Below are 15,274 nucleotides of genomic sequence, written 5' to 3'. Positions count from 1 at the left end.
AGCCCTGCGGTCGCTTGCGTACCTGCCAGTTCTTCAGCTGCAGGATGCGTTGGATCGGTTTGCGGTTCTCACCCAGTACACACGCTAGACGACGATAGCCATAGGTGGGGAATCGCTCCAGAGCCAGCTTTACCCGAGTGGCCAGGTCGGTATTGATCACCCGTCGACGCGGTTTGGGGCGATAGTACAGCGTCCGTCGGGGGAGCCCCAGCCACTGGCATAGCTTGACGAGTGATACCACGTGGCCCTCCTGGGCCAGTTCCGCCTGCAACGACCTTACGAGTTCTCGTCCTCGTCGAGCAGGCGTTTGAACTTTTTTAATGCATAGATCTGCAGGTGAGCCTCGCCCAGCGCCTCCTTGGTTTCCCGCAGATCTGACTCGTACTGCTCGCGGATATCCTTGGGCCGGGCTCGGAACCCGTTCTCCATGTTGCGTTGGGCTTCTTCCATCCAGCCCTCGACTTCCGAGACGGTGAGGTCATGCTGTCGAGCCACCTCAGCGACGGTGGTCTTGCCCTTGAAGATATCCATGACCACAGCGGCTTTGCGCTTGGCGGTCCAGCGTTTGACTGAGGGTTCGTTGCTCATATCATCCTCCTGATAGCTGCACTATAGCCTGTGCAGCTCTGGAGGGGGTCACTTCATGTGTGAAGTGGAAATACGGAAATGAAAGCAAGGATCAGCCCTTACCCTCAATGCGCAGCTTCGCCACTTCATCTAGCGCCAGACCAGTCGCTTCAGCGATCTGCTCATCGCTGAGCACTCCCAACTTGAGCAGATTACGGGCTGTTTTCTCAATACCCAGCTTCTCGCCTTTCTCAATACCCAGCTTCTCGCCTTTCTCAATACCCAGCTTCTCGCCTTCCTGACGCTCTTGCTGCGCCCAGTTTTCCAAATTTTCTGCCAACATGTCTTTATCCTCCACCAAACTGTTGAGCTGATTGAGGTCGACCTCAGCCCCGAGCCGCTGCAGGTGGCGTTTAAGCCAGCGGGTAATAATCTTGTCGATACGTTCTTTGTGAGGGTCGGCCTGAATAATCGCCACAATTCGATCCACGGCTTGCTGCAGCCCCTGGCGGTTTGTGGAAGCCTTCTCGATACTGAACACCCCGCTTAGCGGCGACTGTACCAAACCTAACTGCTCATCAGTATAGCGCCCTTCATCGACCAGATAATAACGCATCCGTGGTTGATAGACCCCCAGGAGACCCGGCGGTTCCGGCATGATCATGTCATAGAGATCTAACGATGCCGACCAGCGCTCTGAGCCGTTATAAAGCACTACCGGAAACACCGGCGGTAAACCCTGGCCGGGTGTGATGACCTTCTGCTTGAGCAACTCACTGTAGAAGCAAGCGGCGTAGTGCATCAGCCGAACCGGCATAGTGCGATCCACCGAGGACTGAAACTCCAACAAGATGTACAGGTACACCTCTTGGGTCACGCCCTGCCAATTGATGTTGACTGACCACACCACGTCCTCAATTTTTTCTTCGAACAGAGGCGTAATGTAGTGGCCGCTATGGCTTTTCAGAGTAGAAAAGTCCATTAACTGGGCAATCTCAGCGGGGGCAAAGCCTTCGATAAGCTGCTGAACAAACTCCGGATAGCTGAACAGCTCTTTGTAGCCAGTATCGTGGTGATTGTTGACCATGGAGACCTCTGCCAATCGTTACGAGACAGATTACCATGTCCATCTCCCCGTAATACATTCACAAGATATAATGAAGAACTCGTTAAGCTTTGCACTCCCTCAGTAATTGCAGGCCAACCTGATTAAGCGGCTGCCGCTTAGGCCAGAAGGCAATCAGGTTCCGGTCGCGCCGGGGAGATAACGGCCGCGTCACCACGTTGGCCGTCGGCTTATTATTTAACGCCAATGTGGGCACCAGGCTCACGCCCACATCGCCAGCGACCATCTGCAATAACGTTCGCGTATCGCGAACCCAGAAATCCACCTGAAAGGTATCGACTTCCTCCAACGAGTGGGCAAATATCTGCTGGATCAGAGCCTCACAACCGCCTGACGACATAATAAGCGGGTGCTCCGCCAGTTCCGCCACCGTCACGCTGGCTTGTTTACTGAGTGGGTGATTTGCAGGCAACACGGCAACAATCTCGTCCTTCTTTAATAGCTGCCAATCAAAGTGCTCACGCCAGTAGGTGAGATTAAGCTGAGTGACATCGGTTGTGACACCCATGTTGATTACGCCGCTTTCCACCCACTCCTTTATCTCTTCTTCCATGCCTTCCAGAACAAGGCTGATGGCATCCGGATAGCGGCTCGTGAAGCTCGCAAGCTGGGGCGATAACCAGCCAGATAACGCACTGGGAATAACACCTATCTTCAGCGCTTCATCCGCCTCGTTATGAAACTGCCCCACCTGCTGGCTTAATACCTGAAGCTCACCTACAACCTTCCTGGCGCTAGTAAGCACTAACTCTCCTAACGCAGTGGGCACCAGCCCTTCTGGGGTTTTTATCATCAGCCGGCCACCCGCCAGCTTCTCCAGTGCCTGCATGGAATGGCTCACGCCCGACTGGCTAACGCCAAGGCGCTCCGCCGCACGGGTATAAGACTGCGCTTCCGCCACGGCAAGCAGCGCGCGAAGTTGGGCAATGGAGATATCCGCCCCTCTGATCATCACAACTCCTCATGGCGACCATGACCTAATCGAGTTTCAAGCCGCACGTTAGCGACTTCTATGCTGGCCCTTCCCTTATCATCGTGACCAGGAGCCCGCATGTCTATCGCCCTTGCGCTGAGCGCCATGGTGCTGCTCGGCAGCACGCACTTTATCAATGGCCTGCTCGCCCGTTTTTACCCGCCGCTTAATATTGCGTTTTATACGCACCTAGGCGGCGCACTTGTCGGATTTGCGGGCGCACTGCTCTTTTCCACCTGGGAGCCAACTGTGTGGATATGGGGCGCGCTGGCGGGCATCGGCTCCGCCCTTGGGGCATGGATGCTTTACCAAGGATTATCACGGGCGCCCTTCGCTATCGTGGTGCCTGTTAGCGCTGTCGCGATGGTCACCATTGCCCTTGGACTCTCGCTGATTTTCCTGGGCGAGCGGCCCAATGCCTGGGTATGGCTAGGCGTGATGATCGCCCTGCCCGCCATCTGGTTAACGGCGGGCGGCGGCCGGATAAACACAGGGCGGATGAACAGCATAACCAGAACAGGCCTATTATTCGGACTCGAGGCAGGCTTGGGGTTTGCCCTGCAACTGCATTTCCTTGGGCAAGTTCCCGACCACGCGGCGTCGTATGGCATCGCTCTATGCATGCTAAGCGGAGCTGTGTGTTTACTGCCGTTTTACCAACGCGCCAAGCCAGCACAAAAACGCTTTCCGCTTTTCGCCACGGTGGCAGGCGGTATCAGCGCACTGGGGCTAACGATGTATGCGTTATCGCAGAAAGGCCAGCTTGCCATTATCAGCATCGTTATTGTGTCGATGTACCCACTGATACCAGTCGTGTTTGGCTCGCTGACTCGCAAGGAGGCGGTTAGCGGCACCACCATGACGGGGGTAGCGTTGTCTATTGTGGCGACGATGTTGATTGTGGCTGGGAGCGATTAGACTTTATAGTATGCGTTTGAGTTCAAATTACCGACGTATATATAGGAATAGCGAGCGATAACGCACCGAGAGAATCGCGGCCATTTCCAACACGGGCAGCAAGGTTAGCGGAAAATACATCACCAAAAAAACTGTTAGTGATGCTGCTACTGAAGATGGGGTGACGTCGCCACGGCTACAGCGGCGGCTGCTGGCTTCCTCAACAAGCTCAATGAGTTGCCGCGCGCTCTGCTTCTGTCCATGACCTATGACCAGGGCAAAGAGATGGTGAAACATGCCGAGATCACTCAGAAGACGGGGATAGCGATCTACTTTGCCGACCCGCATAGCCCATGGCAGCGGAGTTCCAATGAGAATACCAACGGGCTATTGAGGCAGTACCTGCCGAAGGGCACGGACCTATCGGCCTACAGTCAGGATGAGCTCGACGAGATCGCCGATTCACTCAACACACGGCCGCGCAAGACACTGGACTGGCGCACGCCGTTGGAAGTCTACGCCGAGGTGCTCAAGAAATCCGTCGGCGGCCCGAGCACGCTAAAATAGTGTTGCACTTGGTCATTGAGACCGCCATGCTACGATCAAAAATCATTATGTTGCATGCAGGTAGAATCCTCTCTATATGTAGCATATGCTTTAACTTTAGCAATAAGGCTCGAAAACACAATGCAGAATTTTTCTGCTCAGAGCTTACCAAGAACCTTAAGTCACTCTAATAAAAAATACAAAAAATTGTCATAATGTTGAAAAATGCAGCTTAACTCTCTCGATCTCATTAAAGATGTATTTAAATTTATCAAAGTTGATTTTTTCTTTATTTGCGCGAACAACTTTAGTAGAAAAAATATGCTTTCCGTAATGCTTGCTTACATCAATATGCTTGGCTGGTGAAAATGTTTTTCCATCAATCACAGTGCTGAGAGTTTCAGCATCAAACAGGTCTTCCATAGCAGAATCTTTTCCACCAGCATTTAGTTGAGTCAAAATAAGATATAAATTATGGAACAAATGAATATAGCCACCACTCTTCAGTACAGCTATATCATCGGGACATGATTTAACCTTCTTCACCAAATGATTTAATAAATCTTTAGGTCCAGCGTCGTTGTCAAGCACTAGAATCACTGGATTTTTAGCTTTTTTTCCTTCAAAGTACTTTAAATCATCAGTATATCTTTGAACAAACCTTAAGAAAGATGTTGCACCATCACCTATATCAAGTAAGTACATTGTCTTACGATTTAAGTCAGGAAACTTTAGCTTTGGTGAATACTCCTCTTTAGATGATTTAAAATTAACTAAATTAGGATAGGAAGCTTGCAGCTGATTTAAAGCACTTTTTAAGTAAACACTATCTGTTTTACCTTCAGTTAGAATTGTGGGATATTCATTTGCAAAAAAATGCTTGTATTGCAAAAACCTCCCATAGACCTTTTCTCTTGAATTTAATTTTCCGCGAAATTTATTAATTCCCGTGTGTATCTTAGGTTCAAATTTTGATTCTGGTTGTTTCTTTTTTTCTAAGTTGTTATAAAAGTCGATAGAATCAATAAAAGTTAATCGACCTTCTAGCTCTGATAAATGGCCATCTCTAAAAGAACCATCTTGCTCGGCAATCTGAAATTTCCCTGTTTTGAATAAAGAATGAGCCATAGCTCTGGTTAAGCGCCAGTATTCAGATTTAACGCTTACTTTTTTATTAACAACTAGGCCAGTTGCCTCCTGCCTCGAATCCTTAAATTGCAACCTAGTCTTTGTAGGGTTTACCGAAAACCCAGCACGCCTTATTTCACCAAGTAACTTTGAACCTAGTGTTATACTTTTAACATCTTTAACAATGGCGGCGGGAAAACTTTTCTTTCTAGTCGAAAAAGTTATATCATCAGCATATCTTGTATACGAGCTGCCATTGCTTTTAGCTAACTTTGACAGCTTTATATCCAGGCTATTTGTTATGAGATTCGCAATAACTGGGGAGCATGGACTCCCCTGAGGCAAAGAATCTTTATAGCATGCTATTTGAGCAATAACGGTTGCTATATGCGGATCTAATTCAAACTCCCTATTGGCAATGAAATATCCACGAACTCTGCCAAAGTTAAAACTTCCAAAAAAATCTGCCAAATCTAAATTTAATACATTTCTTTTACCACGATGAATGCGCGCATTCGTTATGATCGATCTTTCTCGTTCAAAGCCATGTGAAAGCAGGCATTCAACTTTCTTGTCAAGATAAATCACCTCTTTACAATCCAATAGCAAATCTGACAATTTCCGCTGAAGATCTTTTAATTCATCTGATGGCGCACTAATTGTTCTGACACCACCTGATTTTTTGGCAATATCGAATTGATGATAGTGTGAGTTTACGTGTGACTTCACACCAGATCTGTACAAAGTTCTGGTAAGAAAAGCCGCTGAAACACCCAATATTGATGCTAGCTCAGGTTTTGTTTTGGCTTTTCTAAGAAGCAAATAGTTTCGTCTATGAATCAAATTACACTCTTTTTCATTAAAGCCAAAAGAAGTAGCTCACATGCACTCTTACGCGCCGCTAGCGAGTAATTCAGGAAAGCAATATGGAGCAATCCGAGAAGGCGAGTCACTTAGACGATGTTGTCACAGATTGCGAAACGCAATCAACAAATCTGCATGTGAGCGTACTAAAAAATTACACTATAATTATATAAAATTCAATTTTTTCTTAATATTATTTGTATTTGTACTTATGATTTTCTGTTAGATAACAAAAGCCCGCTAGAAAGCGGGCTTGAGAGTGTTTATTACTGTTCAGTGCAAGGTGCTATCTAACGCAGGATCACTCCCACTCAATAGTAGCAGGCGGCTTACTGCTAACATCATAAGTCACCCGAGAAACCCCTTCCAACTCATTGATAATGCGGTTGGATACCTTCTCCAGCAGTTCATAGGGCAGGTGCGCCCAGCGGGCGGTCATGAAGTCGATGGTTTCTACCGCGCGTAGCGCGATGACCCATTCGTAGCGGCGGCCGTCGCCGACGACACCGACTGACTTGACCGGCAGGAACACGGCGAAGGCCTGGCTGGTTTTTTCGTACCAGCCGGAGTTGCGCAGCTCTTCGATGAAGATGGCGTCGGCTTCGCGGAGGATGTCGGCGTACTCTTTTTTAACTTCGCCGAGGATGCGCACGCCCAGGCCCGGCCCCGGGAAGGGGTGGCGGTAGACCATGTCATAGGGCAAGCCGAGCTCCAGGCCGAGTTTGCGCACTTCGTCCTTGAACAGCTCGCGCAGCGGCTCGACCAGCTTGAGCTTCATGGTTTCCGGCAGGCCACCCACGTTGTGGTGGGACTTGATCACGTGGGCCTTGCCGGTTTTGCTGGCGGCGGATTCGATCACGTCCGGGTAGATGGTGCCCTGAGCGAGGAAGTCCACATCTTCGATCTTGCTGGCTTCATCGTCGAACACGTCGATGAAGGTGTTGCCGATGATCTTGCGCTTCACTTCCGGGTCGTTTTCGCCCTTCAGCTTGTCGAGGAACAGGTCTTCAGCGTCCACGCGGATGACCTTCACGCCCATGTGCTTGGCGAAGGTTTCCATGACCTGGTCGCCTTCCGCCTTGCGCAGCAGGCCGTTGTCCACGAAGACGCAGGTCAACTGGGTACCAATCGCCTTGTGCAGCAGCGCGGCGACCACGGAGGAATCTACACCACCGGAAAGGCCCAGCAGCACGTGGCGGTCGCCCACTTGCTCGCGAACGCGCTGTACCTGGTCTTCGATGATTTGCGCGGGGGTCCACAGCTTCTCGGCTTTACAGATATCCAGCACGAAGTGCTCGAGAATGCGCTGGCCCTGAAGCGTGTGGGTCACTTCCGGGTGGAACTGCACGCCGTAGAACTGTTTCTCTTCCCAGGCCATGGCGGCAATCGGGCAGCTCGGTGTCGAGGCGGTCACGGTGAAGGTGTCCGGCGCCTGGGCGACTTTATCGCCGTGGCTCATCCACACGTCCAGCAATGCTTTGCCGGTCTCGTGGTCCACGTGGTCCTTGATGTCGTTGAACAGCGCAGTGGGTTCGTCCAGGCGAATCTGGGCGTAACCGAATTCGCGCTTGTTGGAGCCTTCCACCTTGCCGCCCAGCTGCTCGGCCATGGTCTGCATGCCGTAGCAGATGCCAAATACCGGCAGGCCCATGTCAAACACGCACTGCGGCGCGCGCGGGGAATCCAGCTCGGTGACGGATTCCGGCCCACCGGCAAGGATGATGCCGTTGGGGTTGTACTCTCGGATCTCTTCTTCAGTGATATCGAAGGCGCGAACTTCGGAATACACACCGATTTCGCGGACCCGGCGGGCGATCAACTGGGTGTACTGGGAGCCGAAGTCGAGAATCAGGATCTTGTGGGCGTGAATGTCACTCATGGCGGTATCTCGTTAAGCGGGGCGGGGCCACGGTAAGGCCAAAAAGCAAGCGGCGAGCCATGCCCGCCGCTATTGAACTAAAGCGCTGGTTAGCTCACCCGGTAGTTGGGAGCTTCTTTGGTGATCTGCACGTTGTGGACGTGGGATTCGTTAAAGCCAGCGCCGGTGATTTTCACGAATTCCGGCTTGGTGCGCATCTCTTGAATAGTGCTGCAGCCGGTGTAACCCATGGAGGCGCGCAGGCCGCCCATCAGCTGGTGGACGATGGCGCCCATCACGCCTTTGTAAGGTACGCGGCCTTCGATGCCTTCCGGCACCAGTTTTTCGGCGCCTTCGGCTTTATCCTGGAAGTAGCGGTCGGCACTGCCCTGATTCTCGGACATGGCACCCATGGAGCCCATGCCGCGGTAGGCCTTGTAGGTACGGCCCTGGTAAAGCTCCACTTCGCCCGGGGCTTCTTCGGTACCGGCCAGCAGGCCACCCACCATCACCGCGCTTGCGCCAGCGGCAATGGCTTTTGAAAGGTCGCCGGAGAAACGGATGCCGCCGTCGGCGATCAACGGAATGTCATACTCTTTGAGCGCTTCAGCCACGTTGGAGACGGCGGTGATTTGCGGTACACCCACGCCTGTGACGATCCGCGTGGTGCAGATAGAACCGGGGCCAATGCCGACTTTCACCGCATCGGCGCCCGCTTCGGCCAGTGCCTTGGCGGCAGCGGCGGTGGCGATGTTGCCGCCAATCACCTGAATGGCCGGGAAGTGTTCCTTGATCCAGCGAACGCGGTCAATCACGCCTTCGGAGTGGCCGTGGGCGGTATCCACCACAATCACGTCGACACCGGCTTCGGCCAGCGCCGCGATGCGGTCCGGGGTTTCCGGGCCGGTACCCACGGCAGCGCCTACCAGCAGACGGCCATCGCTGTCCTTGGCGGCCATCGGGTAGGTGCGGGCTTTTTCGATGTCCTGGAAGGTCACCAGGCCGCGCAGGTGGAAGGCGTCGTCAACGATCAGCATTTTTTCGATGCGGTGTTCGCGCATCTTGGCTTTGCTTTCTTCAAGCTGGGTGCCTTCCGGCACGGTGACCAACCGATCGCGGGGGGTCATGATGTCGGCCACGCTGTCGCCATGGTTGGGCTGGAAGCGCATGTCGCGCTCGGTCACAATACCCACCAGGGTTTCGCCTTCGACCACCGGAAAACCGGAGAACCCGTACTCGCGCGCCATGGCGAGCAGGTCTTCGAGCTTGGCTTTGGGGCTGACGGTAATCGGGTCTTTAACGATCACGCTTTCGTGCTTCTTCACCTTGCGCACTTCAGCGGCCTGCTGCGACATGGTCATGCTTTTGTGAATGATACCAATGCCACCTTCCTGCGCCATGGCAATCGCCAAACGCGCTTCGGTCACCGTGTCCATCGCAGCGGAGACAAGCGGAATGTTAAGCGAGAGATTGCGGGTCAGGCGGGTTTTAAGGTTAACATTCTTGGGGAGAACGTCCGAATAACCGGGCAGGAGGAGTACGTCGTCGAACGTAAGTGCTTCTTGAGCCATACGTAGCATAGCGGCAACACCCAATTTGAAGTGGAAGACGGGGCGTGAAAAGTTAATCCCCCATTATAACGGGTAGAGGGCTGTTCCAGCAATGCAGAGACGCCATTACGCTTATACCAATGGATAATGACGATTGATGGTAGCCTGATAGCCGACTCATTTACCGACCCAAGGGGTGCGTGTTGACCCAGAAAATCATTGTTTACAGCGATTACGTCTGCCCCTTCTGCCTGCTGGCCGAAGAGGTGCTTGCCGAGGCCACCGAAGGCCTGGACGTCGACATCCAATGGCGCCCGTTCGAGCTGCGCCCGGCGCCGGTGCCCACCTTGAAGGTCGAAGACCCTTACCTGCCCAAAGTGTGGCGCGAGGCGGTCTACCCCATGGCCGAGAAACTCGGCGTGCCCATCAAGCTGCCCAATATTTCGCCGCAGCCGCGCACCGACAAGGCCTTTGAAGTCTTCGCCATGGCGGAAGACCACGGCGTCGGCCACGCCTATTCGATGACCACCTTGAAAGCGTTCTTCCAGCAGGAGCGCGATATTGGCGACCCGAACGTGCTGGCCGACATTGCCGATTCCGTCGGGCTGGAGCGCCAGGCGGTGCTGGAAGCGCTGGAACAGGGCGATTACCGCGAACGCCATCAGGCGGCACTGCGCCACGCGGTTGACGAAGCGCGCATCCAGTCGGTGCCCACCTTGATCATCGACGGCGAAACGATCCAGGGCGTCCCCGACCCGGCGGCGTTGAAACACTTCCTCACCGAGCGCGCTTAACGTCATGTCCTCTTCCACACCCCAGGCGCTTTCCGTCAGCCAGCTTAATCAGCGCGCCAAGCAGACCCTCGAGCGCGACGTGGGCGAGGTATGGGTAGAGGGCGAGCTTTCCAACGTCTCGCGCCCCGCGTCCGGGCATGTTTATTTCACCTTGAAGGACGACCGGGCGCAGATTCGCTGTGCGCTGTTTCGTCAGCGGGCGCGGTTTGTGTCTGCGCCAATGCGCGATGGCGATCAGGTCAAGCTGCGCGGGCGGGTGTCGCTGTTCGAACCCCGCGGCGATTACCAGCTGATTGCCGAGGCCGTTCAGGCTGCGGGGCTGGGCGAGCTGCTGGCGGCGTTCGAGCGCCTGAAAGCCCAACTGGATGGCGAAGGCGTGTTTGCCAATGCGCGTCCCCTGCCCTTTCCGCCGCGCAAGCTGTTGATTTTAAGCTCGGCGACGGGCGCAGCCATTCGCGACGTCTTGGCGGTATTGGCCTCCCGCTGGCCGCTGGCGGATGTCACGCTGATTCCGGTGCCGGTACAGGGAGCCGAGGCGGCGCCTGCGATGATATCGGCGCTGGCCTTGCTCAATCGCCAGGCGCGACTGGACCCGGAGCGCGATGCCATCCTGATCACCCGCGGCGGCGGCAGCCTGGAAGATTTGTGGGCGTTCAACAACGAGCACCTGGCGCGGGCAATTTTCCATTCGCGGCTGCCGGTGATGTCGGCGGTGGGCCACGAGGTGGATATCACCCTGGCGGATTTTGCCGCCGACATGCGCGCACCCACGCCTTCCGCCGCGGCCGAGCGCCTGGTGCCCGACCAGCACACCCTCAAGCGCCAGCTTGACCACCATGAAAACCGCCTGATGCGGGCCATGCAGGCACGCCTGGAGCGGGACAGTCAGCGGCTGGATACCCTGCGCGCTCGCTTGCGCCACCCCGGCGAGCAGCTCAATCGCCAGCGCCAGCATTTAACCGCGCTCCACCAGCGCTTGAGCCGCGCCATGCAGCAAACGCTCACCCAGCAGAAAGCCCAGGTATCCCAATTGAGCAGGCGTCTGGCCAGCCAGGACATGGTCAAACTGCACCGTGCCGAGCAAGAACGGGTAAGCCTGTTACGTCGCCGCCTGGGCGTTGCCATACAGCGCCAGCTGGAAACTCGCCAGGCCCGGTTAACCAGTGCCGCCCGGGAGCTCAATGCGGTCAGCCCGCTGGCGGTACTGGGGCGCGGCTATGCCATCGCCCAGGACGAGCAGGGGCAGATCGTGCGCAGCGCGGAAGAAACCACGCCCGGCCAGAAGCTCAAGCTACAGCTAGGCGAAGGCAAACTGAGCGTGGAAGTAAAACGGCGCTACAAAAATACTTAAAATTCCCGATCGGTAAGCTCAGGGACCGTATCGCACGATTAACGCTCACAAATTACCGCTCGGGTATACCGCATGACAGCGCATCACGGCCATTCTCGCCCTGACTACCCCGCCAGCGTTTTGATCAGCACCTTGGATTTGCGCGCGTGGTTGTAGGTTTCACGCTTCAGCGGCGGCAGCTCTTCCAGGCTGGCGGCGCGGAAGCCCCGCTCCACAAACCAGTGCGCGGTGTGGGTGGTCAGCACGAACATTTCCTGCACTGCGCGCTGGCGGGCACGGCGTTCCAGGGCCTCGACCAACCGCTCGCCGCGCTCGCCGCCCCGGTAGTTGCCATGCACGGCCACGCAGGCCAGCTCGGCTACGCCCGCATCCGGGAAGACATGCAGCGCTGCACAGCCGATCACCATGCCGTCGCGCTCGATGACCATGTAATCGTCGATTTCGTGCTCGAGCCGCTCCCGGGAGCGTGCCACCAGCATGCCCCGGTTTTCCAGCGGTTCCAGCAGCTCCAGCAGGCCCGCCACATCGTTGAGCGTGGCCGGGCGCAGCTGCTCATAGCGGTGCTGGGTGATCATCGTCCCCACGCCGTCACGGGTGAAGAGCTCCCCCAGCAAGGCGTCGTGGTTGCGCCAGGAAAGCAGGTGCGTGCGGGCCACGCCTTCCCGCGCGGCGGTGCAGGCAGCGTTCAGGTGGCGGGCCAGTTCGCTGCCTGGAACAGCCTGCTGCAGGCGCGGCTCGGCATCAGCGGGAGAAAGCTGACGCAGCAGTGCGCCCTGCTCGTCTTCCAGGCCTTCGGACTCGCCCAGCAGAATCAGCTTGTCGGCTTTGAGCGCCACCGCGGCGTGCTGGGCGACTTCCGAGGCGTCCAGGTCGAACACCTCGCCGGTGCTGGAAAATCCCAGCGGCGGCAGCAACACCAGCGAGCCCTTGTCCAGCAGGCCTTGAATGGCATCTGCCCGCACACGGCGCACTTCGCCGCTGTGGTCGAAGTCGATGCCTTCGCGCACCCCCAGGGGTTTGGCCGTGACAAGGTTCCCAGAGATCACGCTGAGTTCCACGCCATGCAACGGGGTGCTGGGCAGGCCCAATGAAAGCCGTGCTTCCAGCCACAATCGCAGGTGCGCCGCCACCTGCTCGACATGGGCCATGACGGCGCGGTCAGCGACCCAGCGGCCATTGAGGCGCGTGGGCTCGACTCCCGCAGCGGTGAGCGCTTCATTCACCTGAGGGCGAATGCCGAACACGACCACCAGGCGCACGCCCAGGGTGTGCAGCAGCGCCAGATCCTGGATCAGCTGCTCCCCTCGGCCAGACGCCATGGCTTCGCCTTCAATCAAGATGACAAAGGTTCGCCCCCGGTGCGCGTTGATATAGGGGGAGGCATTACGAAACCAGTCGACAAAGGGGAAACGTGTATCCAAGGGGCCGCTCTCCGGCAGCAGGTGAATGAAAAAGCTTGCTCTTACTTTACCAGAGCGCAAAAAATAGCGGCACCTTCTAATGCACTTATGCATAAAGAAGATGCCGCTGGATGGGCGTACTTCGTGCCTTGGCAGGCTATATCAGTGGCTGCGTGCCCGCCGCTTACCCGAACATGCCCTTGAACATAAAGAAGAACAGAATCGCCAACCCTGCGCCGGCGGGCAGCGTAATCAGCCAGGACATCACGATCGTGCCGATCACGCGCAGATTTAGCGCGGTCATGCCGCGGGCCAGGCCAACGCCCAGAATTGCCCCGACCAGCGTGTGGGTAGTGGAAATCGGTAGGCCAGTGCCCGAGGCAAGCACCACGGTGGTGGCCGCCGCCAAGGTGGCCGCGAACCCCCGACTCGGCGTGAGCTCGGTAATGCCGGTACCTACAGTCGCAATCACTTTATGACCATAGGTCACCAAGCCAAATACTATACCGCCACCGCCCAGTATAAGCACCCACCAGGGTACCAGCGCGGCACTGTCAATCACCCCGTCACTGCGCACGACGCTGATCACCGCGGCCAGCGGGCCAACCGCATTGGCCACGTCGTTCGAGCCGTGGGCAAAGGCCATCGCACAGGCGGTAAAGATCATCAACACGCCAAACACGCGCTCAACGTTGGCATAACCAAAGTGGTCATCGACGTTATGGACGTATTTCACACGGCGCTCCATCACAATACCAAGTCCCATCACAAGCAGCCCGATAAGGATGGAAACCACAAAGCTTTGGCCAAAACTGAGATCTAACCCTACATGAGTCAACCCCTTGGTTAACGTCACCATGGCAACGACGAAACCGACCAGAAAGATATACATCGGGACGTAACGTTTCGCGGCGGTAAAGGGGTCGCTATTCACAAAAATCAGGTGATGAACAGACTTGAACAGCAAGAAGCCGATGCTACCGGCAAGCAAGGGTGAAACCAGCCAGCTGGACGCGATTTGGCCTACCTTGCCCCAAGCGACGGCTTCCATACCCAACCCCACCGCACCAAACCCGACGATAGCGCCTACGATCGAGTGGGTGGTTGACACTGGCCAGCCCCGTGCCGAGGCAATCATTAGCCAAATAGCAGCCGCCAACAGCGCCGACAGCATCCCGTAAACCAACAGTTGGGGGTTATCTTCCAATAATGCCGGGTCAAGCATCCCGCCCCGAATGGTGGCGGTCACCTCACCACCTGCCAACCAGGCGCCAAGAAATTCAAAGATAACGGCGATAATGATCGCTTGCTTGATGGTGATGGCCTTGGAGCCCACCGACGTGCCCATGGCGTTGGCCACATCGTTGGCCCCCACACCCCAGGCCATGAAAAAGCCGAAAAGACAGGCCAGGATGATAAAAATATCACCGTGCTGAGCAATGATCTGCATAACGCTTCCCTTGTTTGGGGGATCAGATATTAGGTCGGGATCAACTTAGTTGGCGGTCATGATCTGCAGGCGGCTGCCCACCCGCTCGGCTCGGTCAGAGAGTTCGCCCACCCAATCGATGATCTGGTACAAGAACACCACATCGACCGGCGGCAACTCGCTTTCCAGACTGAACAGTTGACGGCGGATCGCCACCTGCTGGCCGTCCGCCTCGTGCTCTAGGGTATGCAGTTCGCGAATCATGTTTTGCATTACATCCGAGACGTTGCGCCCGAAGCCTGACTCCAACAGGTCCTTGAGTTCTTCCAGGGCCTGGCGGGCTTGCGCCACACAGGCCACACTGGTGCGGATATAGTCACGCATGGGGTCGGCCAGTTCGCTGGGCACGGTCATTTTACGGCCCAGCATAATGCCGGTAATGTCACGCACCTTATTGGCAATCTTGTCCTGTACGCTGATCAGGTCGAGCAGATCAGAACGCGAGACGGGCAGGAACATGGTGTTGGGAAGATTCAGACGCAGCTCGGTTTTGAGTACGTCGGCATCGTGCTCCAAGCGCGTGACGTTTTCGCGCAGTTGCCCGGCGCTCTCCCAATCGCCGGCCAGCGTCGCTTCGAAGAATGGCAGAAGTTGATCAGCACATTCGTTTGCCTTGACGATATGCGCGAGTAGCGGCTGGAATGGCGAGCGGCCAAACATCGCGGAGAAGGGGTTAGAGGTAACCATAAAGCCTTTACGCCTGTTTTCGGGAAGCCATGAAATAACGGCGA

12 protein-coding genes and 2 pseudogenes are annotated in these 15,274 nt (G+C 55.7%); 4 read left to right on the top strand and 10 right to left on the bottom strand.

The annotated features are described in order from the left end of the window. From BMX75_RS16395 to BMX75_RS16380, 4 genes and pseudogenes are all read right to left on the bottom strand, one after another. Nucleotides 1-241, bottom strand: a pseudogene (locus BMX75_RS16395) (hypothetical protein); the annotation flags it as partial. Between the two features lie 35 nt (nucleotides 242-276). After that, nucleotides 277-588, bottom strand: a complete 312-nt coding sequence (locus BMX75_RS16390) for a DUF1153 domain-containing protein (protein ID WP_092829743.1) — start codon at nucleotides 586-588, stop codon at nucleotides 277-279. 91 nt (nucleotides 589-679) lie between these two features. Further along, nucleotides 680-1,654, bottom strand: a complete 975-nt coding sequence (locus BMX75_RS16385; RefSeq protein ID WP_092829741.1) for an Rpn family recombination-promoting nuclease/putative transposase — start codon at nucleotides 1,652-1,654, stop codon at nucleotides 680-682. 82 nt (nucleotides 1,655-1,736) lie between these two features. Then, nucleotides 1,737-2,645, bottom strand: a complete 909-nt coding sequence (locus BMX75_RS16380; RefSeq protein ID WP_245748610.1) for a LysR family transcriptional regulator — start codon at nucleotides 2,643-2,645, stop codon at nucleotides 1,737-1,739. A gap of 99 nt (nucleotides 2,646-2,744) precedes the next feature. Between BMX75_RS16380 and BMX75_RS16375 the strand changes: the two genes are divergently transcribed. Next, complete coding sequence (locus BMX75_RS16375) at nucleotides 2,745-3,584, top strand: DMT family transporter (protein ID WP_092829737.1); 840 nt, start codon at nucleotides 2,745-2,747, stop codon at nucleotides 3,582-3,584. A gap of 168 nt (nucleotides 3,585-3,752) precedes the next feature. Next, nucleotides 3,753-4,130: pseudogene (locus BMX75_RS16370) on the top strand (IS30 family transposase); the annotation flags it as partial. A 189-nt stretch (nucleotides 4,131-4,319) separates the two neighbouring features. Here the strand turns inward: BMX75_RS16370 and BMX75_RS16365 are convergent. The 3 genes from BMX75_RS16365 to guaB form a co-directional block, all read right to left on the bottom strand. Further along, nucleotides 4,320-6,080 carry a retron Ec67 family RNA-directed DNA polymerase/endonuclease gene (locus BMX75_RS16365; RefSeq protein ID WP_092829735.1) on the bottom strand — a complete coding sequence of 587 codons (1,761 nt, stop codon included), beginning with the start codon at nucleotides 6,078-6,080 and terminating at the stop codon, nucleotides 4,320-4,322. Between the two features lie 322 nt (nucleotides 6,081-6,402). After that, nucleotides 6,403-7,980, bottom strand: coding sequence for a glutamine-hydrolyzing GMP synthase (gene guaA / locus BMX75_RS16360; RefSeq protein ID WP_092829733.1), 1,578 nt, complete (start codon nucleotides 7,978-7,980; stop codon nucleotides 6,403-6,405). Nucleotides 7,981-8,069: 89 nt separating this feature from the next. Further along, on the bottom strand, nucleotides 8,070-9,539 hold the full coding sequence (gene guaB, locus BMX75_RS16355) for an IMP dehydrogenase (RefSeq protein WP_092829731.1): 1,470 nt from the start codon (nucleotides 9,537-9,539) through the stop codon (nucleotides 8,070-8,072). Nucleotides 9,540-9,712: 173 nt separating this feature from the next. On the opposite strand from guaB, the gene BMX75_RS16350 reads away from it, so the two are divergent. Beyond that, on the top strand, nucleotides 9,713-10,303 hold the full coding sequence (locus BMX75_RS16350) for a DsbA family oxidoreductase (RefSeq protein WP_092829729.1): 591 nt from the start codon (nucleotides 9,713-9,715) through the stop codon (nucleotides 10,301-10,303). A 4-nt stretch (nucleotides 10,304-10,307) separates the two neighbouring features. After that, entirely contained in the window at nucleotides 10,308-11,654 is a 1,347-nt protein-coding gene (gene xseA, locus BMX75_RS16345; protein WP_092829727.1) for an exodeoxyribonuclease VII large subunit, read from the top strand. Nucleotides 11,655-11,758: 104 nt separating this feature from the next. On the opposite strand, the gene argA is transcribed toward xseA, so the two are convergent. The 3 genes from argA to BMX75_RS16330 all read right to left on the bottom strand — a co-directional run bounded on the left by argA (nucleotide 11,759) and on the right by BMX75_RS16330 (nucleotide 15,230). Next, nucleotides 11,759-13,075, bottom strand: coding sequence for an amino-acid N-acetyltransferase (gene argA, locus BMX75_RS16340; RefSeq protein WP_092829755.1), 1,317 nt, complete (start codon nucleotides 13,073-13,075; stop codon nucleotides 11,759-11,761). A gap of 163 nt (nucleotides 13,076-13,238) precedes the next feature. After that, nucleotides 13,239-14,504 carry an inorganic phosphate transporter gene (locus tag BMX75_RS16335; protein WP_092829725.1) on the bottom strand — a complete coding sequence of 422 codons (1,266 nt, stop codon included), beginning with the start codon at nucleotides 14,502-14,504 and terminating at the stop codon, nucleotides 13,239-13,241. Nucleotides 14,505-14,549: 45 nt separating this feature from the next. Further along, a complete protein-coding gene (locus tag BMX75_RS16330) occupies nucleotides 14,550-15,230 on the bottom strand; it encodes a TIGR00153 family protein (protein WP_092829723.1) in 681 nt (226 codons plus the stop codon). Nucleotides 15,231-15,274 lie beyond the last annotated feature (44 nt).

It is taken from the genome of Vreelandella subterranea (genome assembly GCF_900111305.1).
Taxonomy (GTDB): Bacteria; Pseudomonadota; Gammaproteobacteria; order Pseudomonadales; family Halomonadaceae; genus Vreelandella; species Vreelandella subterranea.
The sequence above is the reverse complement of the archived record's forward strand: the minus strand, read 5'-3'. Positions and strand labels throughout refer to the sequence as shown.